Origin of the sequence: Corallococcus sp. CA049B, from assembly GCF_003611685.1 — a bacterium.
Lineage (GTDB): Bacteria > Myxococcota > Myxococcia > Myxococcales > Myxococcaceae > Corallococcus > Corallococcus coralloides.
This window is the reverse complement of the sequence record NZ_RAWC01000038.1, coordinates 31,189-54,813: the sequence shown is the minus strand read 5'-3', so window position 1 is coordinate 54,813 and position 23,625 is coordinate 31,189. Positions and strand designations below refer to the sequence as shown.

23 protein-coding genes and 1 pseudogene are annotated in these 23,625 nt (G+C 70.7%); 12 read left to right on the top strand and 12 right to left on the bottom strand.

Annotated features, from left to right (window positions below; translation table 11 throughout):
* From D7W82_RS11975 to D7W82_RS11960, 4 genes and pseudogenes are all read left to right on the top strand, one after another.
* Positions 1-697: pseudogene (locus tag D7W82_RS11975) on the top strand (hypothetical protein); the annotation flags it as partial.
* Positions 698-722: 25 nt separating this feature from the next.
* On the top strand, positions 723-1,046 hold the full coding sequence (locus D7W82_RS11970; protein WP_120618465.1) for an FmdB family zinc ribbon protein: 324 nt from the start codon (positions 723-725) through the stop codon (positions 1,044-1,046).
* 75 nt (positions 1,047-1,121) lie between these two features.
* Entirely contained in the window at positions 1,122-1,325 is a 204-nt protein-coding gene (locus tag D7W82_RS11965; protein ID WP_120568423.1) for a hypothetical protein, read from the top strand.
* 54 nt (positions 1,326-1,379) lie between these two features.
* Positions 1,380-2,135: a hypothetical protein gene (locus D7W82_RS11960; RefSeq protein WP_120618464.1), complete on the top strand. Its 756-nt coding sequence runs from the start codon at positions 1,380-1,382 to the stop codon at positions 2,133-2,135.
* 15 nt (positions 2,136-2,150) lie between these two features.
* Here D7W82_RS11960 and D7W82_RS11955 read toward each other — a convergent pair whose 3' ends face one another.
* Positions 2,151-2,879 (bottom strand): PHP domain-containing protein, encoded by a 729-nt coding sequence (locus D7W82_RS11955; RefSeq protein WP_120618463.1) that lies wholly within the window; start codon positions 2,877-2,879, stop codon positions 2,151-2,153.
* A gap of 58 nt (positions 2,880-2,937) precedes the next feature.
* Positions 2,938-3,213, bottom strand: a complete 276-nt coding sequence (locus D7W82_RS11950; protein ID WP_043321624.1) for a hypothetical protein — start codon at positions 3,211-3,213, stop codon at positions 2,938-2,940.
* A 250-nt stretch (positions 3,214-3,463) separates the two neighbouring features.
* Here D7W82_RS11950 and D7W82_RS11945 point away from each other — a divergent pair, with 250 nt between their 5' ends.
* The 3 genes from D7W82_RS11945 (at position 3,464) to D7W82_RS11935 (ending at position 5,763) form a co-directional block, all read left to right on the top strand.
* Entirely contained in the window at positions 3,464-3,658 is a 195-nt protein-coding gene (locus D7W82_RS11945) for a hypothetical protein (RefSeq protein ID WP_014397120.1), read from the top strand.
* Between the two features lie 101 nt (positions 3,659-3,759).
* Positions 3,760-5,148, top strand: coding sequence for a sigma 54-interacting transcriptional regulator (locus D7W82_RS11940; protein ID WP_120618462.1), 1,389 nt, complete (start codon positions 3,760-3,762; stop codon positions 5,146-5,148).
* Positions 5,149-5,286: 138 nt separating this feature from the next.
* Positions 5,287-5,763 carry a hypothetical protein gene (locus tag D7W82_RS11935; RefSeq protein ID WP_120618461.1) on the top strand — a complete coding sequence of 159 codons (477 nt, stop codon included), beginning with the start codon at positions 5,287-5,289 and terminating at the stop codon, positions 5,761-5,763.
* Positions 5,764-5,779: 16 nt separating this feature from the next.
* On the opposite strand, the gene D7W82_RS11930 is transcribed toward D7W82_RS11935, so the two are convergent.
* Genes D7W82_RS11930 through D7W82_RS11895 form a run of 8 tightly spaced genes read right to left on the bottom strand, consistent with a single transcriptional unit; the run spans position 5,780 to position 15,729 of the window.
* On the bottom strand, positions 5,780-6,745 hold the full coding sequence (locus D7W82_RS11930) for a hypothetical protein (RefSeq protein ID WP_120618460.1): 966 nt from the start codon (positions 6,743-6,745) through the stop codon (positions 5,780-5,782).
* 40 nt (positions 6,746-6,785) lie between these two features.
* Complete coding sequence (locus D7W82_RS11925; RefSeq protein WP_120618459.1) at positions 6,786-7,475, bottom strand: hypothetical protein; 690 nt, start codon at positions 7,473-7,475, stop codon at positions 6,786-6,788.
* A gap of 34 nt (positions 7,476-7,509) precedes the next feature.
* Positions 7,510-9,324, bottom strand: coding sequence for a metallophosphoesterase (locus D7W82_RS11920; protein ID WP_120618458.1), 1,815 nt, complete (start codon positions 9,322-9,324; stop codon positions 7,510-7,512).
* Positions 9,300-11,075 carry a GMC oxidoreductase gene (locus tag D7W82_RS11915; RefSeq protein WP_120618457.1) on the bottom strand — a complete coding sequence of 592 codons (1,776 nt, stop codon included), beginning with the start codon at positions 11,073-11,075 and terminating at the stop codon, positions 9,300-9,302. The genes D7W82_RS11920 and D7W82_RS11915 overlap by 25 nt, the downstream gene beginning before the upstream one ends.
* Positions 11,059-13,179 carry a patatin-like phospholipase family protein gene (locus D7W82_RS11910; RefSeq protein WP_120618456.1) on the bottom strand — a complete coding sequence of 707 codons (2,121 nt, stop codon included), beginning with the start codon at positions 13,177-13,179 and terminating at the stop codon, positions 11,059-11,061. Before D7W82_RS11910 ends, D7W82_RS11915 begins: the two co-directional genes overlap by 17 nt.
* Positions 13,176-13,718 carry a DUF1772 domain-containing protein gene (locus tag D7W82_RS11905; RefSeq protein ID WP_120618455.1) on the bottom strand — a complete coding sequence of 181 codons (543 nt, stop codon included), beginning with the start codon at positions 13,716-13,718 and terminating at the stop codon, positions 13,176-13,178. The genes D7W82_RS11910 and D7W82_RS11905 overlap by 4 nt, the downstream gene beginning before the upstream one ends.
* A complete protein-coding gene (locus tag D7W82_RS11900) occupies positions 13,715-14,656 on the bottom strand; it encodes an acetoacetate decarboxylase family protein (RefSeq protein WP_120618454.1) in 942 nt (313 codons plus the stop codon). The genes D7W82_RS11905 and D7W82_RS11900 overlap by 4 nt, the downstream gene beginning before the upstream one ends.
* Before the next feature lie 14 nt (positions 14,657-14,670).
* Positions 14,671-15,729 (bottom strand): alpha/beta fold hydrolase, encoded by a 1,059-nt coding sequence (locus D7W82_RS11895; RefSeq protein WP_120618453.1) that lies wholly within the window; start codon positions 15,727-15,729, stop codon positions 14,671-14,673.
* A gap of 167 nt (positions 15,730-15,896) precedes the next feature.
* Here D7W82_RS11895 and D7W82_RS11890 point away from each other — a divergent pair, with 167 nt between their 5' ends.
* The 4 genes from D7W82_RS11890 to D7W82_RS11870 all read left to right on the top strand — a co-directional run bounded on the left by D7W82_RS11890 (position 15,897) and on the right by D7W82_RS11870 (position 19,867).
* A complete protein-coding gene (locus D7W82_RS11890) occupies positions 15,897-16,244 on the top strand; it encodes a hypothetical protein (protein WP_120618452.1) in 348 nt (115 codons plus the stop codon).
* Between the two features lie 134 nt (positions 16,245-16,378).
* Positions 16,379-17,392, top strand: a complete 1,014-nt coding sequence (locus D7W82_RS11885) for a protocatechuate 3,4-dioxygenase (RefSeq protein WP_120618451.1) — start codon at positions 16,379-16,381, stop codon at positions 17,390-17,392.
* A gap of 61 nt (positions 17,393-17,453) precedes the next feature.
* Positions 17,454-18,128, top strand: coding sequence for a response regulator transcription factor (locus tag D7W82_RS11880; RefSeq protein WP_120618450.1), 675 nt, complete (start codon positions 17,454-17,456; stop codon positions 18,126-18,128).
* Positions 18,125-19,867, top strand: a complete 1,743-nt coding sequence (locus tag D7W82_RS11870) for a cell wall metabolism sensor histidine kinase WalK (protein ID WP_233587436.1) — start codon at positions 18,125-18,127, stop codon at positions 19,865-19,867. The genes D7W82_RS11880 and D7W82_RS11870 overlap by 4 nt, the downstream gene beginning before the upstream one ends.
* On the opposite strand, the gene D7W82_RS11865 is transcribed toward D7W82_RS11870, so the two are convergent.
* Entirely contained in the window at positions 19,836-20,546 is a 711-nt protein-coding gene (locus D7W82_RS11865; protein ID WP_120618449.1) for a hypothetical protein, read from the bottom strand. The two genes, D7W82_RS11870 and D7W82_RS11865, sit on opposite strands and share 32 nt — an antisense overlap.
* Positions 20,547-21,327: 781 nt before the next feature.
* On the opposite strand from D7W82_RS11865, the gene D7W82_RS41465 reads away from it, so the two are divergent.
* Positions 21,328-22,782 carry a FadR/GntR family transcriptional regulator gene (locus D7W82_RS41465; protein ID WP_233587435.1) on the top strand — a complete coding sequence of 485 codons (1,455 nt, stop codon included), beginning with the start codon at positions 21,328-21,330 and terminating at the stop codon, positions 22,780-22,782.
* Positions 22,783-23,005: 223 nt separating this feature from the next.
* On the opposite strand, the gene D7W82_RS11850 is transcribed toward D7W82_RS41465, so the two are convergent.
* Positions 23,006-23,560, bottom strand: a complete 555-nt coding sequence (locus D7W82_RS11850; RefSeq protein WP_120618447.1) for a hypothetical protein — start codon at positions 23,558-23,560, stop codon at positions 23,006-23,008.
* Positions 23,561-23,625 lie beyond the last annotated feature (65 nt).

Sequence of the window (23,625 nt, the reverse complement as noted above, 5' to 3'; positions counted from 1 at the left end):
CCTCAAGCGCGAGCTGCCCCGCCCCCGCGGCCGCTTCACCCGCGTGGAGGCCCAGCGACTGTCGTTCCTTGAACTGACGCGCGCGGAGGGCAAGGAGACGCTGGAGGCCGCCATCGAGGCCACGGAGCACCGCTACTCACTTCTGCGCACGCTGGAGCACCGCTACAACGGCCCGCGCGGTGAGATGACCCAGGTCGACATGGAGAACGTGCTGCGCCAGCACGGCATCATGGAGACGCTGGAGGCGCGCGAGCGCCACAACATCGAGACCGCCTACGCGTCCCAGCGCGGCGCCGCCGGCCGGGTGGCCTGGGCGCTCGGCCTGTCTCCCAGCGAGCTGCAGCGGCTCACGCACGCGCTCAAGCTGGAAGAGGTGGTGGAGGCCCTGCGCGAGCGCTTCCGCAACGAGGTGCTGGCCACGGGCCACCTCACCCACCGGCTGGATCTGCTCGGCCGGGACAAGTACCTGGTGGACCTGGGCATCCAGAAGCGCTTCGCCGACGCGCTCCGCAAGGAGCTGGAGCGGCTGGCGAAGGACGCCCTGCCGGACGCCACGGATCTCCACTCGCTGGCCAACGTCGTGGGTCGCAAGCACGGCGCGCCCGCGGAGCTTGTTACTCGCGCCTTCGAACGCCTGAACCTGACGGAGGGCCTGCGCAAGCAGCTGTCCGCCCAGGCCCAATCCCCTTCGAACTGACTCATCGAGACGAGGTACCCACCCCATGCCCATCTACGAGTACGGCTGTTCGGCCTGTGGAAAGACCATCGACGTCCTGCAGAAGATGTCCGACCCGACGCCCCCCGTCTGCACCGCGTGCGGCGCCCAGAACACGCTGAGCAAGCAGGTCAGCCGCTCCAGCTTCCACCTCAAGGGTGGCGGCTGGTACTCGGACCTGTACGGCTCCACGAAGAAGGACGGCGGCGGTTCGTCGTCCTCGTCGTCGTCCGCGTCTTCTTCGTCCGCGTCGACGTCGAGCACCAGCACGGCGCCCAGCGCTCCCGCGGCCGCGCCGAGCACGCCGTCCGCGTCCGGCGACAAGTCGTAGCGCCCCAGGTCCCACCGTCCCACCGCCCCCGGCTGAAAATTCGCTGGGGGCGCGGGGAGGCCGCAGACTTCACGCGTGCCCTTCCCTCCCTCGAAGCGTCCCCCCCGCCACTGCGCGCTGTGCGGCCATCCGGAGCTGACGGATGCGCGGGGGCAGGGGCGGTTCCTCCTGGTCGCGGATCCGCATGGACGCGGGCCCGTGTGTCCTCCGCAGCGCGGCTGCCGCAACGGCAAGCTCGCGGCGACGGACACGCCAGCGCTGACGCAGGCCAGCCGCTAGGCTAAGCAGACACCTGAAAGCGCGCGCGCCCCACCCCGCGTGCCTCCAGGTGCCATGCCGCGTTCCCTCCGCTCGCTGTCGTCCCGTCTCCTGGTGCCGCTCGTGGTCGCGGCAGCCACCTTCGGCTGCGCGTCCGCCACCCGCATGTCCCCCGAGGACCGCGCCGCGCTGGACCGCGGCCTCAGCGGCCCGGACGCGGAGCAGTACCTGCGCGTCTCCGCCTACCTGACGCCCTTCTTCGGGGACGCGTCCAAGCGGCTGCTGACACCCTACCCGCCGGAGGACGTGCGGCTGGTGGACGACACCCAGGGCAAGCCCATCAACCCCGGCCCCATCCAGGCCACCCTCCCCGCCGGCTCGCGCGTGCGGATCACCAAGGTGGAGTTCCCCACCGCGTGGGTCGTCACCGAGCGCGTCCTCTACTCCCCGCGCACCTGGCCGTGGGTGTACGTGACGGTGGAGGGCGCGCCCGCGGGCGAGCAGGTGGTGATGGTGCTGCCGCCGAATCTGGACCGGCAGGACGCGTTCCGCGCGGAGCTGGGGAGCACGCTGTCCCCCCACCCGCTGACGCAGCAACTCAACGGCTTCAGCGCGGCGGTGAGGGAGGCCGTGCGCACCAAGACGCTGGTGCCGGACATGCCCGCGGACGCGGTGCGCATGGCCTGGGGCCCGCCGGAGTCCGTGCGCCGCACGCTGGAGGGCACCGCGAAGAACGAGGAGTGGCGCTACACCGGCGAGCGCCGCAAGGTGTTCCTCACCGACGGGAAGCTGGTGCGCGCGGAAGAGGCAGGCAAGGCCATCCTGCCCTGAGCGTCTGGCGCCCGGCTAGCGCCGGCCGCCGCGGCGGTGCTGCTTCTTGCCGCCACCGCCCTTGCGCTGGGCCTGGGCCTCGCCCGGCCGGGTGAGGCGGGGCAATTCACCGGCCATCACCGGCCAGTAGTCGCCCTTGAAGAGCTCCTCCACCAGCTGCGCCTGGGTGAGCACGTCGCGCTTGAAGAAGGTGGCGCCGCGGCCCATCTCGTCCAGGGAGCCGCGCGCGTCGCTGCCGCCCACGCAGGGCACCTTGAGGACGTCAGCCGCTTCCACGGCCAGGTCGTTGGCCGTCTGCTTCACCTTGGCGTTGTAGCCCTCCACGGCGCACAGCACGCCGGACAGCGAGCGCACGTAGTCCATGGCGGGGTTGGGCACGTCGCGGTCGAACGGGCGGGCCGCGACGATGGCCGCGCCCAGCGCCTTCACCTTGGGCAGGCACTCGGCGGCGCTCCAGGGCTTCTCCCGGTTGCTGCCCCACATCTGCACGGGCTCCGGCGCCAGCTCCGGCTTCGGGAAGAAGCACAGGTACTGGCCCCGGTCCGTGACGAGCTCCAGGCCCACGAAGACCTTCACCTTGGACTTCGCGCCGATCTCGAACAGCTCGTCGCAGCCGTCCTGGGTGTTCGTCTCGGTGAACGCCACCGCGTCCAGGCCGAACATGGCCGCCCGCTCCAGCACGGCGCGCGGCTCCAGGTCGCACCCCTTGGACAGGTGGGAATGGGCGTGTAGGTCGATGAGCATGGGCGACGCGTGCCTAACAGGCCTCCCCGGGCCTGTCGAGCCCGCGTGCTCGAGGCCCTCAGGCGTACGCGTAGGACTGGAAGTTGCCCTGCTTGGCCTGGCTGTTCTTCTCCTCGTACGTGCGGATGAGGTAGCCCATCAGCATCAGCGAGGACGTGTTCTCCAGCACCCGGGACGGATCCTTGGAGATGAGGTTCGCGCTGTAGTTCAGGAAGAACTGCGCCAGCTCCTCGCCCGCTTCCTTCACGATGAGGGCGTTGAGCGCGCTCGGCTCCATGGTGCGGATGGTGTTGATGAAATCGACCGCCAGGTCCTTCTTCGTCTTCATGTCCACGGTCCTGCCCCCTTTTTCCGCCCATGCCCTGGAGCCGGAAATGGCCCCGAGCCCCGCCCCAATCCACGAACCGGGTGCGACCGGGTGAACCTATGCATGCCGGTCCACCTGCAAACCCCCACCCCGCGCAGCTCCCCCGCTCCCTCGCGGATCACGACTTTTGGTCCGCAGCATTTTTGACACCCCGAAACGGCGTGTGCGATAACCCCCGGTCAAGCCTTTTCTCACCACCCACAAGGAGTGGCAGGCGATGTTCACGGGCGTGAAGGTCTTCTCCGCGACGAAGGCCAAGGAGCGGGAAGAGTTGGGTGAGAACGTCACCCGCTGGATCAAGAGCAACGCGGACCTGGAGATCGTGGACCGGGTCGTCTGCCAGTCCTCTGACAACGAGTTCCACTGCTACACGCTGGTGCTCTTCTACAAGCACGCGAAGCCGCCGGCCTGACCGCCGCTTCAGGCTCCTGGACTCCTCCCAGGCCCGTCCTCTTCCAGGACGCACCTTTCCGGTGCGTGCGGGGAGGCCGGGCCTTTCTGTTTTCGTATGTTATGGTCCGCGCCGTGGCGCGCTTCGGGGACGACAGCGGGGAGGAAGACCGGCAGCTGCGCACGGACGCCCTGCCGGCGATGCGCTCGGCGCGGGTGCGGGTGCGGCTGTTGGTGCTGTCCGGCCCGGACGCGGGCCAGAGCTACCCGCTGGCGCCCGGACGCTACCGGGTGGGCGCGGACGCCAGCTCGGATGTGATCATCGCGGACCGGGCGGTGTCCCGCAGCCACCTGCTGCTGGACGTGCGCGAGGACAGCATCCAGGCGGTGGACGCGGGCTCGCGCAACGGCTCGTTCTGCGAGGGCATGCGCTTCACCACCCTGGAGGTGCGCCCCGGCGCGGTGCTCACGCTGGGCACCACGGAGCTGAAGCTCGTCCCGGAGGGAGAGAAGGCGCACACCCTGCCCCTGTCCAACCGCGAACGCTTCGGCAACCTGGTGGGCCAGAGCCGCCGGATGCGCGAGGTCTTCACCCTGCTGGAGCGCGTGGCCCAGGGCGAGTCCGACGTGCTCATCCAGGGCGAGACGGGCACCGGCAAGGAGCTGTGCGCGGAGGGGCTGCACCTGCATGGCGGGCGCTCCAAGGGGCCCTTCGTCATCGTGGACCTGGCGGGCGTGGCGCCGCAGCTCTTGGAGTCGGAGCTGTTCGGCCACGTGAAGGGCGCCTTCACCGGCGCGCAGGCGGACCGGGCGGGCGCCTTCGAGCGCGCCCATGGCGGCACCCTCTTCCTGGATGAAGTCGGCGAGCTGCCCCTGGAGGTGCAGCCCCGGCTGCTGCGCGCGCTGGAGCGCCGGCAGGTGAAGCGGGTGGGCGCCAACGACTACCGCTCGGTGAACGTGCGGGTGGTGGCGGCCACGCACCAGGACCTGGAGGGCGCGGTGAAGGCGGGCCGCTTCCGCGGCGACCTGTTCCACCGGCTCGCGGTGCTGCGCGCGACGCTGCCGCCCCTGCGCGAGCGGCCGGAGGACATCCCGCTGCTCATCGACACCGTGCTGGAGCGGATGGGCAAGCCGCCCAGCGCCCTGTCGGACCAGACGCGCGCCCTGCTGGCCCAGTACCCGTGGCCGGGCAACGTGCGGGAGCTGCGCAACGTGGTGGACCGGGTGGTGAGCCTGGGCGAGTCCGCGCTGCCGGAGCTGCCGGACACGCCGGTCGCGCGCCCCGCCCTGTCGCCGGACCTGGACCCGGAGGACACGCTGTCGCTGGCGCTGGAGCTGCCCTTCAAGGAAGCGAAGGAGCGCCTCATCGAAGGCTTCGAGCGCGACTACCTGCGCACGCTGCTCGAGCGGTGCGGCGGCAACGTCTCCAAGGCGTCACGCGAGGCGGGCATCGACCGCGTCTACCTGCGCAAGCTCCTGCGAAAGCACGGGCTGGTGTCCGGTCCGGACTGACGGCGCTCCCCTGCCCCCACTCGCGGTCGCGGTCCCCGTGGCCCGGGTGACACTGGGGCGGACCTCCCTGCCGGGGGTGGTTGTCGGACCGGGTTTCCGCCCCATCTTGGGAGCACCAACGCACGAGAGGTGGGGGCCATGCGCCAGGGATGGGGGAGGTGGCTGTTCGTCGTCGGAGGGCTCGTGCTGGGCGTCAGCGCGTGCCAGTCGCGGGACGGGGCCGTCGCGGAGAGCGGCAGGGTGCCGCCGCTCGCGGTGTTCTCGTCCCTGGCGGAGGTTCCCACGGAGGAAGGCACCGGCGGGAGCGGGAGCGCGGGCTCGGTGGTGGCCGAGGACGTGCCGGACTTCTACGGCACGGTGACGCTTTCGGGCACGCGGGGCTTCACGGTGCGCGACGACGACGGCGTGGAGCGGCCCTTCGTGGTGGCGCCGTCCACGCGAATCCTGCGCGACGGCAAGCGCGTGGCCCGCGCCCAGCTGCACCCGGGTGTGCTGGTGCACACGACCTACGGCGAGCGGCTGGGGTCGTGGGTGGCCACGGACGTGGAGATCTACTCCGGCACGCCGTCGCGGGATTTGACGGCGACGGCGACGGCGGCGCCGGTGAAGCGCTGACGGGCGCGGCGGCCCGTCAGTAGACGGCGAGCGCCTGCGGCAGGTGGTAGCTGACGATGGTGAGCACGGGGATCTTCGGGCCCTCGTCCTCGTCGTCGGTGGTCATGCCGGAGGTGACGCGCAGGCCGTCGAAGCGCGCGAGGATGACGTAGTCGCGGCGGGTCTCCAGGAAGGGATCCGGCGCGGCCAGCCGGCCCAGGGCCTCGCGGCCGGTCTCCTCGGAGAGGTTGTCGAAGGTGCGCTCGGAGGCGGACTGGGTGTTGCTTTCACGGGTGAAGATGGAGCCGCCCATGCGGCCCTCGCCGGTGAGCGCCGTGCGTCCGCCCAGGTCGCCGGAGGCCTCCGTCACGGTGTCGGAGTGGTAGGCGACGCCGACCTCGCGGCGGGAGGCCACGGACTGGAGGCCCTGCTCCACCAGCCACAGCGTGGGGCGCTCCCCTTCCGAGCGCTGGTCCGCCACCTGCGCGCGCAGGAGCACGTAGCGGCCGCGGTAGGTGTCCGGCTGGGCGACGGCGGACGCGAGCGAGAAGATGGGCACCTTGCGCGCGTGGAGCAGGCGCAGCTCGCCGTCCACGCTGCCGCCGCGCTGGGCCACCACGCGGGCGATGAGGTTGGCGGCGTCCGGCCGCACGCGCAGGTCCTCCGCCCACGCGCTGCCCAGCACGGCGCCCAGCTGGGTGAAGCCAGGGGCCTCCGCGCACACCTTCAGGGCCAGCCACGCGTCGTCGCGAGAGGTCGCCTGGAGCCTGCGGGCGGCGGTCTCGCACGCGGCGGGCGTGGAGTAGCGGGCCAGGAACGCGCGGGCGTCATGCGGCGACAGGGGCGGTTCCTCCGCGGCGACGGAAGTCCGGGGCGCGGGGGGCGGCGTCCGCGGCGGAGGTGCGTCCGTGAGGGCGCGGTCCTCCAGCGCGACGTGGGAGTGCGAGGCACCGCAGCCGGTGGCGAGCGCACCCAGGAGGGTCAGCAACGGAAGACGGGGCATGGCGCGAGGCTCCTTGAAGTGCGACGGCTCGGTGGACGCGCTACAGCGCGGCGGAGTCGGTGTGCTGCGGGCTTCCGCGCGACGGCGACTGGCGCGGAATGGACGCGGACGGGGGCAGCATCATGGAGCAGGCGTCGCGGCAGCGCTCGTCCATGCACGCGAGCGTGGTGGGCCCGGCCTGCTGCCGCGACACGGCCGCGTAGCAGCTCTCTCCGTTGCCGGGGCACTGGCTGCGCGCGGCGCACTCACAACAGGTGGAGGCCACGGAGGCCATCAGCTGCACGTCCTGGAGCACGGAGGACAGCGCGCGGTAGCAGGCGCGGGCCTCGGGCGCGAAGCGGCCCTTGGCATCCACCACCGGCGTATTGCCTTCGATGCCGCAGCGGCCCACGACGTCCGCGTACTTGCGCTCGCAGACGGCGACGAGCTTGGGGTCGGGCGTGCCGTCGCGCGCGATGCTCACGGCCTCCGAGCAGAGGGCGCGCGACGCGTCCTTCAGCAGCTTGATGTTGGCGGACTCCACGTCCGTGTTCGCGCCCTTGGCGGGCGGCACCTCCGCCTCGAACACGCACTCCTTGCCCGCGCGCAGCGTGTCGATGGTGCACGACCACGCGGTCGGAGACGCATCCACGAGCGGGGGTGCCCCCAGCGCTTCGGGGGGCAGGGACGACGGCGCGGGGCCGGACGGCGCGGCGCCGAGCAAGAGCAGGGACAGGAGCATCGCCTTCATATGGGACGCAGCGTAGGACTTTGGCCCGCGCCGCTCAAACCGCTCCGCCGGGAAGGTGTTCGTCCACCATCATGTCCGCGGGTCCGGGTGGACCGGTCTCCAGCTTCCCCGGAAGCGCCTTCTTCCGGCTGATGACGATGGGCGGCTCGATGAGCCGGGGCGGTGTCGCCCGTGTGTCCGTCGGGTCCGGCACCCACACCGGCTCCTCCGGTCCGCTCCCCCGCTTCCACCGCCGAGGCACCCGCCGGAACCCCACCGGGTACACCGTGAGCTGGCCGTCCGCGTCGAAGTGGAGCCGGAGGAAGTTCTTCCAGTCCGGAATGGACAGCGACGAGAACGCCTCATTGGGGTGACAGGAGAACACGTTGAGCGACAGCAGCAGGTACACGCCCACCACCAGCGGTCCCACCAGCGCACCGCCGCCGAACAGCAGCAGCCCGCTGAAGAAATCCCGCCGCAAGCTCCACTGAAGCTCCGCCGCCAGCGGCGAGGCGATGGCGGACACGCCCCACGTGAGCAGCAGCGCCACCCCCATGTGCGCCAGTCCATGCGCCACGCCCGCGGCCTTCTTCCAGAGCGGTCCCCTCCGGCGGTCCGCGAACGCGATCGCGCCCAGCACCACGCCGGCCCCCAGCACCATGGAGCCCGTGCTCTGCAACGCCGCGTTGATGAGCTCCCGGAACGAAGGCGCACCCACCGCGCCCTCGTTGAGGTTCGCGGCCACGCCCCAGCCCAGCAGCGTGTAGACGACGCCCATGAACACGCCGAACCAGGGGTTGATCGCGGTGAACAGCAGGTTGCGCCAGGCGAGCCACTGGGACGTCTTCCGCGACGGATAGCTCGCCTTCTGCACGAAGCCGCCTGGACTCTGGTCCACCTTGGGCAGGTGCGTGGGATGCAGGAACGCCCCTCCCCCACCCGCGATGATCTTCTGCCGCCCGTCCGCGTTCTCGTGCCGGCGGTAGTGGTGCAGGTCCCCCGCCAGGAAGACGCTCACCTTCTTGCCCAGCACCTCCTGCTCCAGGAAGTCGATGTTGTGGTCCAGGAAGCCGCGCCCCGCGTGAGGCATCACCTGCTGCTTCACCCACGCCGGCTCCGCGTTGCAGAGGATGATCCGGTCCGTGGCGCGCATCTGCCCGGCCACCTTCTGGAAGAACTCCACCTGCGGCGCGTCCAGGTCGGACTCCAGTTGGAAGTCCGTGCCCAGCAGCCACCAGCCGTGCGGCAGCCTCAACGCGAAGTAGCTGCGCTGCTGCTGCGTGCGCCAGCCATTGGAGCGCCGGCCCTGGCAGAACAGGCGCGTGAAGGACACCAGGCCGTCATACCAGTCATGGTTGCCCGGCACCGCGAACAGGTGTGGCCGGTGGCGCCGCTTGTTCAGGGCGTCCTCGTACGGCACCACCGTGCGCGCCTGGTACTCGTCCACGCTCGCGGTCGGATACACCTCGTCCCCGCCGAACACGAGCACGTCGCCGCCCCGCGTGACATGCGTCTTGCCGTCCTCGTCCGTGAGCGCCAGCTCCGGCGCCATCACGGTGGACGCCACCGCGTAGGTGGAGTCCCAGCCGTCGCCCAGGTCCGCCACGTAGTCCAGCCACAGCTCGTCGCGCGGATGGCCGGTGTCGTCCACCGAGTAGTCGAACGCCAGCGGCTGCGGCCGGGAGACGGCATCCAGCAGCCGCCGGTCCGCCTGCTTTCCGAACGTCCCGGACAGCAGCGCCTTCATGCCCGACTTCGCGAGCACGGCCGGGTCGTACCACGACACCATCTTCCGGCCCGGAGGCGTCTGGGGCTCGGGCTCGACGCGCTGGCCCGGGAGGCGGCTCACATCGGAGGCGCGGACGGCCATGGCCCCTCCTCCGCTTCCCGCCACGTGCGTCCCCGCGTGCCCCGGCGGAACGAATCGATGAGCGCATCCGCGAACCGGTCCGCGAGCGCCGCGATGGTGAGGCTCGGGTTGGGCCCGACGGGGCCCGGCATCATCGAGCCGTCGGCCACGTACAGCCCCGGGTGGCCAAAGGCCTCACCCGTCGCGTCCACCACGCCCTCGTCCGGCCCATGTCCCATGGGGCAGCCGCCCAGCGGATGCACGGTGATGACCCGGCTCAAGTAGCTGAGCGGGTTCTGCAGCAGCCTCCCCTCCAGCGTCCTGGCGATGTCCGCCATCGACTGGCGCACCTGATTGAAGTACTCGCGCGAGCCGCTCATCCGCCAGTCGATGGCGAGCATCCCGTCGTCCGTCAGCCGCATGTGGCCGTTGGGAAGGTCGCGCCCCATGCCCAGGAGCGGCAACGACGTCGCGGAGCCCAGACAGTCCCCCAGGAGCTCGGCGATCTCCTCGCTCACGTCGGAGTCGTGCGCGTGTCCCGTCCACCCGCGAATCAGGCGCCACGCCAGCTTGAGGCCTCGCTCCACCAGCGGCACCTGCTGCGCGCCCTCGTAGAGCCAGTTGACGAACTCCGGGTAGCCCGCGTCCTCGATGTAGTAGCCCCGGCCCGTGCCGCCCTCCTCCTGGCTCCGGAAGTGCAGCGCGCTGGTGATGACCGGCCCGTGCCCTCCCTCCAGGATGCGCGGCAGCTGCTTGCCGGTGCTCGAGTCGTGGCACTGGCGCATGAAGCCCAGCAGGTCTCCATTGCCGCAGAAGCGCGTGCCCAAGCGTCCGCTCAGCCCGGGGAAGTTCCGCTGGTTCTTCAGGAGCAGGAACGGGGTGCCGAACGTGCCCGCCGCCAGCACCAGCCGGTCCGCCGTCACGGTGCTGCGCGGCAGCAGGGACTGGGGGCCTTCGCGCGGCACGTCCTCCGGCGTGTCCGTGTGGTCCAGGTACCGCACCACGTAGCCGCCGCCCTCCGCGGGCCACAGCTCCGTGACCTCCGCGCGCGTGCGCAGCTCCGCCCCCGCGCGCTTCGCCGCGGACAGGTACGTGTAATCGAGCGTGTTCTTGCTGCCCGTGTTGCAGCCGACGTCGCACTCACCGCAGAGGTGACAGGTGGTGCGCGTGCGGCCGTGGAGGTTGGGAAACTCCTCGCGGATGGGCTCGCCCGGGACGGGCACCTCGCCGGGGTTGCCGAACGTCACGGCCAGCGGCGGCAGTTGCCAGTCGCCCGCGCGGCCCAGGCGCTCGGCCGCGAGCTTCATGGCCAGCGTCTTCGCGGTGGTGGAGTATGGCGGATGCTCCAGCGGATAGCGCTGCACGCGCATCATCCGCTCCACGGCGTCGTAGTGCGTCTCCAGGTCGGCGCGGGTGACGGGCCAGTCCTCGTAGCCTCCGTCATGGAGGTCCTGGTGGATGAAGGTCTTCTCGTCCTTGCGCAGCAGCACGTTCGCGTAGATGAGCGACCCACCGCCCAGCCCCGAGGACACCACGCCGCCCAGCCCCTGGAAGGACCAGAGGTTGAACAGGCCGTGCATGCCCTTGCTCGGGTCCCAGAAGTTGCGGCGCATGTCGTGCGGACTGCGCGCGAAGGAGCCCGGTGGATACGCCTTGCCCCGCTCCAACACGCACACCCGCAGGCCGGCTTCCGCCAGCCGCCACGCCATCACCGAACCGCCGAAGCCCGAGCCCACGATGACGACGTCGAAGTGCTCATCCCTCGTGGCCATGCGGGGCCTCCCCTTCGCGCTCGCGCACCGGCGCCTCCGGGGCGTAAAGGTCCCAGAGCGCGCCCAGGAACAGGTGGCCGAAGCGGGCCATCATCTCCGCGCCCTCCACGCCCCCGCGAGACGAGCGCATGCTGGCCACCAGGTGGAGCAGCTCGCGCATGCCCAGCACCAGGACGCCCGCGCCCACCACCGGGCCGCGCGCGTCCGCGCCTGCGTGCAGGTAGCTGTAGAGCCGCGTGGTGTCGCGCCAGAGGTCCGGGCCCGGGTCGTCGCGCAGCGTCTTCGTGCCGTCCAGGTAGTAGTCCTGGCCGTTCGCCTGGAAGCGCAGGCCGTAGGTCATGATCTTCGTGCGCGGATCATCCGTGGAGCGGAAGAGGTTGAAGCTCCCCTCGCGCACGGGCAGGTCCATGCCCAGCGGCTTGTATTGCACGTGCGCCACCAGCCGGGCCGCGTGGTCCGGGTCGCGGATGAACGCCTCCATGTCGTCGATGGTGATGGTGCAGTGCATGGTGAAGGGCGTGGAGCGCCCGTCGTGGGCGCCCGCCTCGGGGTCGGTGGTGCCCATCGCGAGCGGACCGGCCATGGTCTCGCGGAAGCTCAGGTCGTAGGCGGGTTCGGTCATCTGCGTGATCTCCGGGGTGAGGGGCAGGCCCTGGCCGTCCGCCACCGCCAGGTAGCGGCAGGCGTCCGAGTAGCCCTGGTCGATGAGGGTCTCCGCCGTGACGTTTCCCGCGTAGAAGTCCGGGTCCAGGGGCAGCGGGTGCGCGGGTTTGATCAGGTGCACGGTGATGGGCCGTGAGTGCCCCGGCACGTGCTCGCCCGCGAGGATGCGCGCGTTGAGCTCGCGCACCTGCGCCAGCTGGGCGAAGAGCGCGCCGTTCGCGCTCAGTTCGATCATGTGGACGTACTGGTGGAAGAAGCCGTCGGCGTACCGGGGCGTGTTGCCGATGCACCAGACGATCCACACCTCGTCCGCTCCGCGGCGCACGGCCTCCATCACGTTGGCGTCCTGGATCCACACCGAGTCCAGGTACAGGTGGCCGTCCTTCACCACCGGGGGCATGAAGAGCGGCAGGGAGATGCCGGCCACCAGCAGGTCGCGGTCCACGTCCGTGTGCGGGATGGCCTCGTTCGTCTTCCGGGTGAAGTCGCACACGTTGAAGGTGCCGGAACGCTCGCGGTTCGCGCGGATGGCGTCCACGTCCACGCCCAGGTGGGGGAAGACGCGCTGGATGATGCCGTCCGCGTCCCCCAGCGCGGGGAGCTTCCAGGGCCGCGCGTATTCGTCCAGCGGCATCAGCGACACGAAGTCCTTCACGTCCAGCGTCCGCCACCGCTCGCACATCTCCGCGGGGGACTGGCCGGACAGCCACATCGCCAGGGTGATGATGCCGCCGGACGTGCCGTCCGCGTGGGAGAAGGTCAGCCGCGCGTCCGTCAGCGCGCGCAGCACGCCCGCCTGCCACGCGACGCGCATGCCGCCCCCCGCGAGCACCAGCGAACGCCGGGGCGCCTCCGCCGGGGAAGGCTGGACGGCCGTGACCTCCCCGAACGTGCGCAGGGGCCGCTGCGAAGGCGCGCCATTCCGGGTCGCCTCCGCGACCCGCAGCGCGCTGACGGAGGGGCTGGTGATCTCCGGAGGTGCTTCCTCTGTCTGCGGCCTGAGCACGGTGATGATCTGCTCGCGCTGGCGCAGCGACGCGTAGAACCCCAGCACCAGCACGGCGGACAGCGCGTCGAACGCCGCCACTCCCAGCGCCAGGGGCGACAGCAGGCCGCGCGCCACGCCCACCGCCACCATGCCGCAGGCCCCCACCTTCTGGAGGCCGGTCCACAGGAAGGCGGCGGGGTTCGCGCGGGGCTCGTGCAGGCCGTGCAGGAGCAGGCCGCCGAACAGCACCATGAACATGCCCACGATGCGGAAGAAGTGCGCGGGCGCGGCGGACGCATCCGCGTGCAGCAGCCGCAGCTCCAGCCCCGGCAGGAACAGCTGCGCCGCGCCGGACGCGACGGTGATCCACCCGATGGCCGCGAGCGCCCAGCGCCAGGGGCGCCCGTTGACGCGGGCCTGTCGCTCCAGCCACCGCGACGCGGTCGGGCTCATGCGTGGACCTCCCGGCGCGGCGGCGCGGACAGCCCCAGGCGCCAGCGCTCCCCCGCGGGCTGCTCCGCGCGCAGCACCCGGTGGACGAAGTAGCCCAGCGTGAGCAGCCACTGCACCGTCCACAGCCCCACGCGGATGCGGTTCATCCGCATCCACGCGTCCAGCACCTCTCTCAGCCGTTCGGGCGACGTGATGCCGGCCGCCATCTCGTCGTTGTACGGGAAGATGTAGATGCGCGTGAGCAGCGTGGCCACCACCACCGCCACCCCCACGCCCAGCGGGTACCAGCGCAGGGCCGCCTTGCGCTCGCGCCACGCCAGCACGCCGGAGGACAGCAGCATCACCGCCGTCATCCAGGTGAAGAACCGCGTGGCCGCCTGCACCTGCGGCACGAACTGCAGGTAGTAGTTGTCCACCGTGAGCTGGGGCGCGATGGGGAACGTGAAGAGGATCAGCGACCAGCCCGTGCCCAGGTACATGGACGTGCACAGGAACAGCAGGCACGCGTTCGCCAGATCCAGACGGCCGCCGCGTTTCATGGACGCGCTTCCTCCCGCGGACGCGCTTCGGGCAGGGGCCCCACGGCATGGAGCGCTCTCGGCGGCGCTCCCTCCGACTCCGGAGGCGGCATGGGCGTCTGGTCCTGGCCCAGGTCCACCACGCTCTTGAGTCCCTCCGGATACGTGTCCGGAGGCAGCGTGGGCTGGGTGAGGAACCACGCCTCGAAGTGATCATCCAGCACGCCGCTGGACGCCGGGAAGAACCCGGTGAGGAACGGGCGCGGGGAGATGCTCAAGTCCCTCAGCACCTGCACGCGCGGATGATCCCCGAGCTCCAGCGTCCCCCACGCGCGCTTCCCCAACCGGAAGCCGAAGCGGCCCCGGAAGTAGATGGTGGACTTCATCAGCATCCCCCGGAAGGCGCAGTAGTTCACCGCCGACATCCGCACGGGCAGCCACGCGAGCTTCGGCCGCTCGATGCGCACGCGCACCGCCTGCTGGCTGCCCTCTTCGTAGCGGCTGCTCACGGAGCCGTCCTCCACCCGGAAGTCCAGCCGGGCCAGGTGCTTGGGCATGCCCCAGATGCCCTTGCCGCCCTTCACGGAGATCTCCGTGTTCACCGGCAGGTCCACCACGTACTGCCCCACGCCGAAGCGCTTCTGGAACAGCAGGGGCAACAGCGGCGGCGCGGGCCTGCGTCCGTGCGTGCACGCGAGCGCGATGCTGAACTCGATGTACGCGCCGATGTCCGTCTGCTTGTAGTCGATGACGGAGACGAGCAGCACGCTCCGGTCGCGCGACAGGCGCAGCGGGTGCAGCTCATTGCCGGGCAGCAGGGCCGCCGCGCGGCGGGCGTCCACGGTGAAGGCGGCCACCATCGCGGGTGCCCCCTTCGAGTCCACCGGCAGCGCGTACGGGATGTCATCCACCCGCGAATAGCGGCCGTACTGGGTCTGGATGCGTCGAGGCAGGAACATGGCTTTGCCTTTCGTCAGTGGAGCGCGGAGCGATCCAGCTCGGAGAGGATGAGGGGGAAGACGTCCTGGGATGCGCGCTTGCCCATGAAGACGTCCAGGTGGCCGTAGCCCGGCAGCAGGTGCAGCGCGTGCCGGCCCGGGTGGAAGTGCTCCAGGTGTTCGAAGCTGCGGCGCTGGCTCTCCGCGAGGAAGCAGCGGTTCTCCTCGCCCGCGAAGAAGACGAAGCGCGCGTCCGTCTGGGGCTCGCGCACGCCCAGGTCCTCCGGCAGCGCGCGGAAGCCCTCCACGGGCACCAGGTGGCCGGCGCGCACGCACTGGTCCATCTGCTTGAAGAAGCTGAAGGGCACGGGGCCGAACTCGTGCTGGAGCCAGTCGTGCGTCTGGGCGTTGAGGTTCTCGTGGCGCCACAGCACCGGGAAGCCCGTGCCGTAGGTGAAGCTCGTCCAGCGGCAGACCAGGTTCTCGCACTCGTGATGCGTGGCCTGCACCACGCGCGTGAGCATCCGGGCCGTGCGCGTGGGGCCGCCGTAGGCCCACTGCGGATCCAGGAAGGGCGTCAGGTGCGCGACCAGCGGCACGGCGTAGTGCAGCTTCACCTTCGCCGTCTTGGGCACCACCGGGTGCAGCGACACGGCGTTGGTGATGATGAGGTCCACCTCCGGAAGGAGCCCCGCCACCGCGGCCATGGTGAAGCTGGTGGAGCCCTGGCAGTGGATGACGGCCTTGATCTTGTCCGCGCCCGTCTTCTCCCGCACGGTGCGGATTGCGGGCGGGTGGTCCAGGACGGCGGCCTGGTCCAGGGTCCACTCGCCCGGCTCCACGTCCATGCTGGCGCGCCAGTTCTCCAGCCACACGTCGTAGCCGTCTTCAATCAGCGCATCGACCACGGTCTGACGCACCGGCGCGCGGAAGATGTTCCCGCGCACGCCTGCGCCGTGCACCAGCACCACCGGCCCCTTGTCCGCCTTCTCGACGCCGCGCAGGTGCACCAGGTGCAGCGCACGGCCGTCACCCGCGAGGAAGGGAACGATCTCCTCCGTGTAGCGCGGCTCATGGATGGTTTCCGCGGACATGACGCATCCCCCACACCGCAAACGTTGGGCGGTGCGCGGAGGCCGACAACCGGCGTGCAACCCCACCCGGCGCGCCGCTCGCTCCGGCAGACAGGGGCCACGGGCAACGGCGCGGCGCCTCCCTGTCACGCCGCCCGCGTCAGCCGTTGGAGTGCTATGCGTGGGGCATGAACGCGGACTCAGGCTGGGGCGACTACGAGGGCGGCGCGACGCTTGGGGGCATGGGCAGCCAGGGCGGCACCGTCGTGCGGGACGAGGGCTTCCGCGGCCTCCTGCGCCTCACCTACGAAGCGGACGACTCGCGGTCCTTCCATGTCGTCACCTGCGGCATCTCCGGTTGGCTGTCGCATCCGCGCTTCTTCGACAACGCGGCGGAGGCGCTCCACGCCTTCGAGTCCATGAAGCCCGCGCTGGAGGAGCTGGGCGCGACGCTCCCCGAGGGCGGGCCGAAATCCACGGCGGACGGACGGGCGGCGGGTCCGCTGCTCGCCGCCTTCCGCGTGCGCTTCTCCTGAGTCGCGGTCCTTGCGCGCAAGGATTGCTTAAGGTTCTGCCGAGATAACCCGGTTCGCCGTCCGGTCAGCCCCGGGCGGTCCCGAGGGCGGCACTCTCGCCGTCCCTGGCTCCCGAGCTCCCGGAGGAACCCCGGATGAAGAGCGAATCCCCTCAGGACCTTTCCCCCCAGGTCATCATGCGCCGGAGCATCCTGCGCGGCATTGGCCTGTCGCTGGCCGCGGTTCCCGTGGCGAAGCTGCTCGTCGCCTGTGGAGGCGACGACACGACGGGCGGCGACACCAACACCGGGGCCGACGCGGGCACGGGCACCGACGCGGGCGTGGTGGACCCGGGCTTCTGGGCCACGGGAGGCACCGCGGCGATGACGGCCGCCGCCGCGTATCCGGATCCGTTCGCGTCCGGCCTGGGCACGGTGTGCAACCTCGCCTGCGAGGCCACGCTGGGGCCCTGCTACGCGACCACGGTGGACCGCAAGGACATCAGCGAGGGCCATGACGGCCTGCCGGTGCGCCTGGCCTTCCTCGTCGTGGACGAGTCCTGCAAGCCCATCCCGGGTGCCACGGTGGACATCTGGCACGCGGGCCCGGAGGGCCTGTACTCCGGCGAGGACGCGAGCGACTTCTGCACGTCCGGAGACGCGACGGCCCGAGCGGCGCGGTGGTTCCGGGGCGTGCAGACCACGGACGCCAACGGGCGCGTGGACTTCGACACCTGCTTCCCCGGTTGGTACAGCAGCCGCACCCTCCACATCCACTTCACGGTGCGGGTGAACGGCCAGGAGTTCGTCACGTCGCAGCTGTTCTTCGACGACTCGACGAGCGACGACATCATCAACAACCAGCCGCTCTACAACACGCGCGGCGAGCGCGACACGACCAACCAGAACGACACGGTGGTTTCTGGAGACGCGGTGGGCGACTACCTCTTCGCCACGCAGCGCATGGCGGACGGCGCGATGCTGGCGTCCAAGACGCTGGTCATCCGCTCGTCGCTGAACAACGCATCCTGCGCCATGCCGGGAGGCAGTGGCGGGGGCGGAGGCCCCGGGGGTCCTCCGCCCGGGGGCGATGGTGGCATGGGCCCCCCGCCTGGCTGGGATGGCGGCCTGGGGCCTCCGCCGCCGGGCTTCGACGGTGGCATGCCCTGAACCAGGGTGAGCCGGCCCCCCCCGGAGGACTCCGGGGGGTGTCCGAAGGGAGGCATGGAGCATGGGCGACCGCATCCTGCTGGTGGAAGATGACGACCCGCTCGGGTCCCAGATTGTCGGGCACCTGCGCGGCGCGGGCTTCGAGCCCGTGTGGTGGCGCGAGGGCCGGCTGCTGGTGTCCGGCGACCTGCCGGACGTGAGCCTCGTGGTGTTGGATCTGATGCTGCCGGGCACCTACGGCCTGGACATGCTCAAGGCGCTGAGGACCTTCTCGGAGGTCCCGGTGCTCATCCTGAGCGCGCGCAACGACACGCTGGACAAGGTCCGGGCGCTGAAGCTGGGCGCGGACGACTACATGACCAAGCCCTTCTGGCCCGAGGAACTGGTGGAGCGCGTGCGTGCGCGCCTGCGCCGGCCCACGTTGCAGAAGGAGCAGGCGGTGGTGGAGGTGGGAGCGCTGCGCATCGACCTGCAGGGCCGCACGGTGCTGGTCCAGGGGCGGCCGGTGGATCTCACGCGGGTGGAGTTCGGGCTGCTCGTGGCGCTGGCGCGCAGGCCCCAGGAGGCGGTGACGCGGCAGTGGCTGGTGGAGCACGTGTTGGATCCGGAGCGTGAGGGCACGGAGCGAACGCTGGACGTCCACGTGTCGCGGCTGCGGCGCAAGCTGGGGCCGGTGAAGTGCGTGGAGACGGTGTGGGGCGTGGGCTACCGGTTGGTGCCCGGGGAGGATGCGTGAAGCTGCGGTTGCGGCTGGCGCTCACGGCGGTGGCGGTGACGGTGCCTGCGGTGTTCGCGCTGGTGCAGGTGGAGCACTCAGTGCGCCGCCGCACGACGGACGAAGTCATCATCGCGTCCACGCTGTCGCAGATGCAGTCCGGGGGCCGGGAGCGCTGCGAGGCCGCGCCCGAGACCTGGATGGTCCGCGCCCGTTCCCCCCAGCGTCCACCGTGGGAGCGGGAAGGCCTGCCCGACGGCAACGGAGGCCCGCCCTCCGGCACGGTCGCGCCGAACGAGCCCTCGGGAAACAACGGTCCTGCCTCGGGAGGCTCCAGGCCCGGGGACGAAGGTCCGAACGAGCCCTCGGGCAACAACGGTCCTGCCTCGGGAGGCTCCAGGCCCGGGGACGAAGGTCCGAACGAGCCCTCGGGCAACAACGGTCCTGCCTCGGGAGGCCCCAGGCCCGGGGACGAAGGTCCGAACGAGCCCTCGGGCAACAACGGTCCTGCCTCGGGAGGCCCCAGGCCCGGGGACGAAGGTCCGCCGCGCTTGAGGCCCCGGGGTCCGATGGGGCGGCGCCTGCCGCCGGTGTCCCTCTACCCGTTCGACGGACAGCTTGTTTCGCGAAACCCGCAGGCCCCAGCGTTGGACGACGAGCTGCGCAAGGGCGTGCGGGAAGACGGAGTGGGCGTGCGCCGCTACTCGAAGGCGGACGGCGCGCTGGTGCAGGACCTGTTGTTGCGCATGCCCTGGGATGGAGGCCCCTGCGAGTACGTGCTCGCGCGCCGGGTCGAGCCCGCGGAGTCGCCGGAGGTGGGACTGCCCCCGCTGTACGTCTGGGGAGTGCCCACGCTCATCCTCCTGTCCGCGATGGTGGTGGCGCTGGGGCCGGTGGTGCAGCGCCTGCGCCGGCTGACGGACGAGGTGCGAGCCTCATCGGTCAGCCGCTACGAGCAGCCCGTGACGGTGAACGGCAGCGACGAAATCGCCGAGCTTGCCCGGGCCTTCCAGCAGGCGCGAGCGGAGCTCCAGGCGCAGATGGCGCACCAGCACGCGCGCGAGCAGACGCTGCGGGACTTCCTGGCGAACACGACGCACGACGTGATGACGCCGCTCACGGTGTTGCAGGGGCACCTGGCCGCGATGCAGCAGCGGATGCGAGCGGGTGAGCCCTTGGAAGCGGGGCTGATGTTGTCCGCGATGAGCGAGGCGCACTACATGGCCTCGCTGGTGCACAACCTGGGAGCGGCGGCGAGGCTGGAGGCGGGAGCACCGCAGGTGCAGCACGCGCCGGTGGACCTGAACGCCTTGGTGTCACGGGTGCTGGGCCGTCACCAGCCCATCGCGAGGCCACAGCGCATCGCACTGGAGAGCGGAGTTCCGGCGACGCCCACCTGGGTGATGGGCGATGAGACGTTGCTGGAACAGGCGGTGAGCAACGTGGTGCTCAACGGCATCCGGTACGGGCGCGAGGACGGCCACGTGGCGGTGGTGCTGGAGACGACGCGCCAGCAGACCTTCCACCTGAGGGTCATCGACGACGGACCCGGCATCTCCGAAGAAGAGCGTTCCAGGCTCCTGGAGCGCCGCTTCCGAGGCAACGACGCGCGGACACGCGAACCCCAAGGCCAGGGCCTGGGCCTGCACATCGTGCACAACGTGGCGGAGCTGCACGGCTGGAAGATGGCCCTGGCCCCCTCGGAGTACGGAGGCCTGGAGGTCGCCTTCACCGGTCCGCTGCTGTCGCCGCCGGAGTGACGGGAGGCAGCCTCTCCACGAACCAGTGCTGCTTGTGGCGAGCCTCCTTGTTGTACTGCTCCGCCAGCCACTCCAGCCGTTGAGGCCGACGTGCGCGCTCGATTTCGTAGCGCACGCCGTTCTCGTCCTGGCGCAGCAGGACCCATTGGTGGGGACCCGGGTCGCCAGACGGCAGTGGAGGCAGCACGCCGCGTGGCTCGACGAAATATCCCTGCTTGTGTCCGCGCGCATCCAGGAGGTTCGCGAAGCAGCGTGCGGAGCCCTCACGCGAGAAGCTCTCCACCTCGAACGTGCTCCCATGCGTGTCGATCCGACACACCGCCCAGCCTCCATGGCCCTCGCGACGCTCCCGCTCCTCGGCGGAAGGCTTCATTCGGAAGGACTCCTCAGCCGCGAAGGGCAGATGCGCGAGCACGTGCTCGAACTCCGCCGACTCCTCGGCGATGACCCTGACGCTCTTGATGTAGAGGTCCAGGCAGAGGACGAACTCCAGGCCGCACTGTGCCTCAAGCCACCAATCACGCTCCGGGCCGGGAGGAGCACCGTACTTCCTGAGATACTCCTCCACGTCCGGATCTTCAAAGTTCGGAGTGCCCAGCGAGTCCACGTCCGCCAGCGCGAACATCGCGTTGCCCACCTCGCGCAGGGGAGCCAGGCTGGGAGTAGACACCTGCTTCAAGGGTGGCAACCCTCGTTCGAGAGAGCTCATTGGCACGAGCTTATCGACCTGACGGGCTTCTGCCTCAACGCGACCGGTTCACCACGTAATCCACGCACACCGCTCGAGCGCAGCGGCCACCCTCCCCTCCGACAGCAATTGGAGCCCTCGTCCGTGAGCTGCTTGCTCCGGCGGTAGCGAGGAAGAAAGTAGAGGGCGGTCGGCACCAGCAGGGCGAACATGACGACGGGAGACATCGTCAGCGCCAGCTGTCGGTCGGGGATGAAGTGGTGCGGCAGCCGAGGCACTCCCAAGAGCACCAGCAGCATCACCACTGCGTACGGCCATGATTTCCGCATGGGCCGTCATCTACGCAAGCCGTCAGCAAATCCCGCGCCCCGAAGCGTTCCACCAGGAGACTGACTCACGGACCTCGGCCGTGGGACCAAGACGTCGTGCATGCGCGAACACGAAGGTGAGCCACGGACAGAGGTGCCCGCCCGGGCTCGGTTCCGTCAAAACCTGTCCGACAGTCGGACAAGTTTCCGCCGCATGAGGCCCAAGGCCACACCGGCCCGGCAGGGGCGCGAGTCATGCGTGCGCAATCGCCAAGGTAGGGCACGGACAGGGGCGCCCGCTCGGGGCCGGTTGCCTCAAAACCTGTCCGACTGTCGGACAGGTTTTCGCCCCAGGCGGCCCGAGGGCGCGCTGGCCCGGAAGTCGGCGCGGTGGGTGGGCCCGCACGTCCATGTCAGACCCCTGTGGTTGGATTGCGATGCTGGAACGAGGAATGGGGATGGGGATGGAACGGCGAGGACTCGTGGCCTATGTGGAGGCGCAAATCGAGCGCGATATCGCGCTGGGGCGGCTGCACCCGAGCGGGCAGTTTGGCTCGGAAGCGAAGCTGGCGCGCCGCTATGAGGTGTGCCGGGGCACCATCCGCGAGGCGCTGCGACGGCTGGCGGCGAGGGGCCTGGTGGTGCAGCGCTCCGGACGCAAGACGCGCGCGGTGGCGCTGGATGAGTCGCTGACGCTGGAGAACCTGGGCCTGGCGCTTCATGACGCCCGCAACCCGAAGGCCCGGTGGCTCCTGGAGGGCTACTTCAGCCTCAAGCGGCAGGTGCTGGTGGAGCTTCTGGCCGACTGCTGCGCGAGGGCCTCGGACCTCGACCTGGACCGGCTGGGGAGTACGTGCTTCCAGCTCCAGGACGCGGCGCACTGGGAGTCAGGGGAAACCTGCGCGCACGTGGAGTTCGAGTTGCTGCGGCAGGCAGCGCGGGTGGCGGCGCGTCCCGGCCACGTGCTCCTCGTCCAGTCCCTGCAGCGGGCATTCCTGGGCGGCGCAGCCCGGTTGATGCCGCTCATGGGCGGAGAGGCGCTGCGCGCATGGGCACTCTGCGTGACGGCGATCCTGCACGAGCGCGACGTGCAGGCACTTCAGAACAAGCTGCCGGCACTCCTGAAGGCGCGCGACGACCGGGTGCTGGACGCCTTTGCCCCGGCGCCCCCGGTACCTGCGGCCCCCGAGGCCCCATGCGCTCGGGAGGCCCCCGTCGGGGCGCCCGCACCAGCCAGCGGCCCGGCGGATGAGTCGAAGGCACGCCCTGGCGTCGAGGAACGTGGCGCTGACGACTCCTCCTCCGCGCAAACCACCTCGCAGGCTGTCGCAATGGAGGCACGCCCCTGTGTCGAGGAGCACGGCACCGATACCGCGCAGGACGAAGCGCCGGAGCGGAAACCTTGCGGCGAAAAATGTAGCGCCGCCGATTCCACATCAGCCGTTGCACATTACGAAGCGTCGGAACTGCACCTCCGCAGCAAGGAGTGTGGTGCCAGCGCCTCCTCATCAGCCGACGCTCATGACGCAGCAATGGAGCGGCACCTCCGCGGCGAGGAGCTTGGTGCCTGCGCATCCTCATCGGCACTACCGTCTTCAGCGGCCCCAGCATTCGCCCTCCGCGCCACCCATGGGGAAGGCTCCGGGAACGTGATGGACGTGAACCTGGGCCTCCTGTCCGACTGTCGGACAGGTTTTGCCGCCTCGCCCACGGCAGGTGACCTCCTGCAACCTGAGCCTTCGCCCCTTGGCACTGCTGACCCAAGCTTCGTGGCGGTGCGCAGGGAGGGCGAAACGATTCATGACGCCCAGGGTCCCTTGGGCGCGTGGACTGCAGGCCTCTGGCGATTCCTTTCCCATTTCCTGGGCCTGTCCGCGTCGCGTGCGGCGAAGGCCCTTCGCGTCCGCGCTCGCCCCTGAAGCCCCGTACGCTGGCGCTTGAGTTGGAGCGCTTGTGCCGGTGGGGCCTGGACTCCACTGCTTGCTCCGGATTTTCGCGCCGACTTTGCCGGCGACCTTCTGGCAACGGACTCCGCACACGACCACCGTGTCCGCCCCGCAGCGGGGCGGACACAGTCCAGCTCCCCTCCCCCTCGCCAGGCCACGAGCTGGACGCGACCCGGCTTCCCTCCCCCGAAATCCGCTACCGCGTCGCGGCCCGACGCGCCGGCGTCCGCCCCTTCACGGTCCGGTGCGCCTGCGCCTTCATCGCCGGTATGCGCCGCGCCTTGTGCGCTCGCGCCTTCACCGGGCCCCTGCGCGCATAGCCCGCGGGCCGCGGCGCCTTCTTCGCCATCACCGCCTTCTTGCGCTGCGCCGTAGCGCGGGCCGCGGGCCGCAGCGTCTTCTTCGCCACCGGCCGCTTGCGCATCGCGGGCCTCGCCTTGCGCGCCGGCACCATCTCCATCCGCCGCAACTGCGACTCGAAGCGCGTCAGCGCCTTGCGGAACAGCGCCGCCTTGCGCCGCGTGTCCATGCGCCCGCCCATCACGCGGCTGCCCATGGGAACGCGCATGGCCTCACGGCGCAGCCGGCGCGCCAGCTTCTCGTACTGGTCCACCATGCCGCGAGCGCGCCGCACCATCCCCATCAGCTCGCGCCGGGACAGCTCCATCAGGTTGCGCGGCGCGCTGGCCAGCACCAGCCGCATCTCCCGCGCGTTCATCAACGCCGTCCCCGTCTCCCGCATCTTGCGCATGTCCGCCCCCTCCCTCGGGTTCGCCAAACAGTCGCAACGTTTGGGGCCCTTCCCGACAGCGGCAA

What these genes read in the sequence shown, in the direction of transcription:
- D7W82_RS11925 (WP_120618459.1), bottom strand. Translation starts at nt 7,475, where the DNA reads ATGAAGGCGATGCTCCTGTCCCTGCTCTTGCTCGGCGCCGCGCCGTCC.
- D7W82_RS11905 (WP_120618455.1), bottom strand. Translation starts at nt 13,718, where the DNA reads ATGAAACGCGGCGGCCGTCTGGATCTGGCGAACGCGTGCCTGCTGTTC.
- D7W82_RS11955 (WP_120618463.1), bottom strand. Translation starts at nt 2,879, where the DNA reads ATGCTCATCGACCTACACGCCCATTCCCACCTGTCCAAGGGGTGCGAC.
- D7W82_RS11885 (WP_120618451.1), top strand. Translation starts at nt 16,379, where the DNA reads ATGAAGAGCGAATCCCCTCAGGACCTTTCCCCCCAGGTCATCATGCGC.
- D7W82_RS11890 (WP_120618452.1), top strand. Translation starts at nt 15,897, where the DNA reads ATGAACGCGGACTCAGGCTGGGGCGACTACGAGGGCGGCGCGACGCTT.
- D7W82_RS11910 (WP_120618456.1), bottom strand. Translation starts at nt 13,179, where the DNA reads ATGAGCCCGACCGCGTCGCGGTGGCTGGAGCGACAGGCCCGCGTCAAC.
- D7W82_RS11960 (WP_120618464.1), top strand. Translation starts at nt 1,380, where the DNA reads ATGCCGCGTTCCCTCCGCTCGCTGTCGTCCCGTCTCCTGGTGCCGCTC.
- D7W82_RS11920 (WP_120618458.1), bottom strand. Translation starts at nt 9,324, where the DNA reads ATGGCCGTCCGCGCCTCCGATGTGAGCCGCCTCCCGGGCCAGCGCGTC.
- D7W82_RS11935 (WP_120618461.1), top strand. Translation starts at nt 5,287, where the DNA reads ATGCGCCAGGGATGGGGGAGGTGGCTGTTCGTCGTCGGAGGGCTCGTG.
- D7W82_RS11915 (WP_120618457.1), bottom strand. Translation starts at nt 11,075, where the DNA reads ATGGCCACGAGGGATGAGCACTTCGACGTCGTCATCGTGGGCTCGGGC.
- D7W82_RS11895 (WP_120618453.1), bottom strand. Translation starts at nt 15,729, where the DNA reads ATGTCCGCGGAAACCATCCATGAGCCGCGCTACACGGAGGAGATCGTT.
- D7W82_RS11940 (WP_120618462.1), top strand. Translation starts at nt 3,760, where the DNA reads ATGGTCCGCGCCGTGGCGCGCTTCGGGGACGACAGCGGGGAGGAAGAC.
- D7W82_RS11945 (WP_014397120.1), top strand. Translation starts at nt 3,464, where the DNA reads ATGTTCACGGGCGTGAAGGTCTTCTCCGCGACGAAGGCCAAGGAGCGG.
- D7W82_RS11880 (WP_120618450.1), top strand. Translation starts at nt 17,454, where the DNA reads ATGGGCGACCGCATCCTGCTGGTGGAAGATGACGACCCGCTCGGGTCC.
- D7W82_RS41465 (WP_233587435.1), top strand. Translation starts at nt 21,328, where the DNA reads ATGGAACGGCGAGGACTCGTGGCCTATGTGGAGGCGCAAATCGAGCGC.
- D7W82_RS11970 (WP_120618465.1), top strand. Translation starts at nt 723, where the DNA reads ATGCCCATCTACGAGTACGGCTGTTCGGCCTGTGGAAAGACCATCGAC.
- D7W82_RS11900 (WP_120618454.1), bottom strand. Translation starts at nt 14,656, where the DNA reads ATGTTCCTGCCTCGACGCATCCAGACCCAGTACGGCCGCTATTCGCGG.
- D7W82_RS11850 (WP_120618447.1), bottom strand. Translation starts at nt 23,560, where the DNA reads ATGCGCAAGATGCGGGAGACGGGGACGGCGTTGATGAACGCGCGGGAG.
- D7W82_RS11930 (WP_120618460.1), bottom strand. Translation starts at nt 6,745, where the DNA reads ATGCCCCGTCTTCCGTTGCTGACCCTCCTGGGTGCGCTCGCCACCGGC.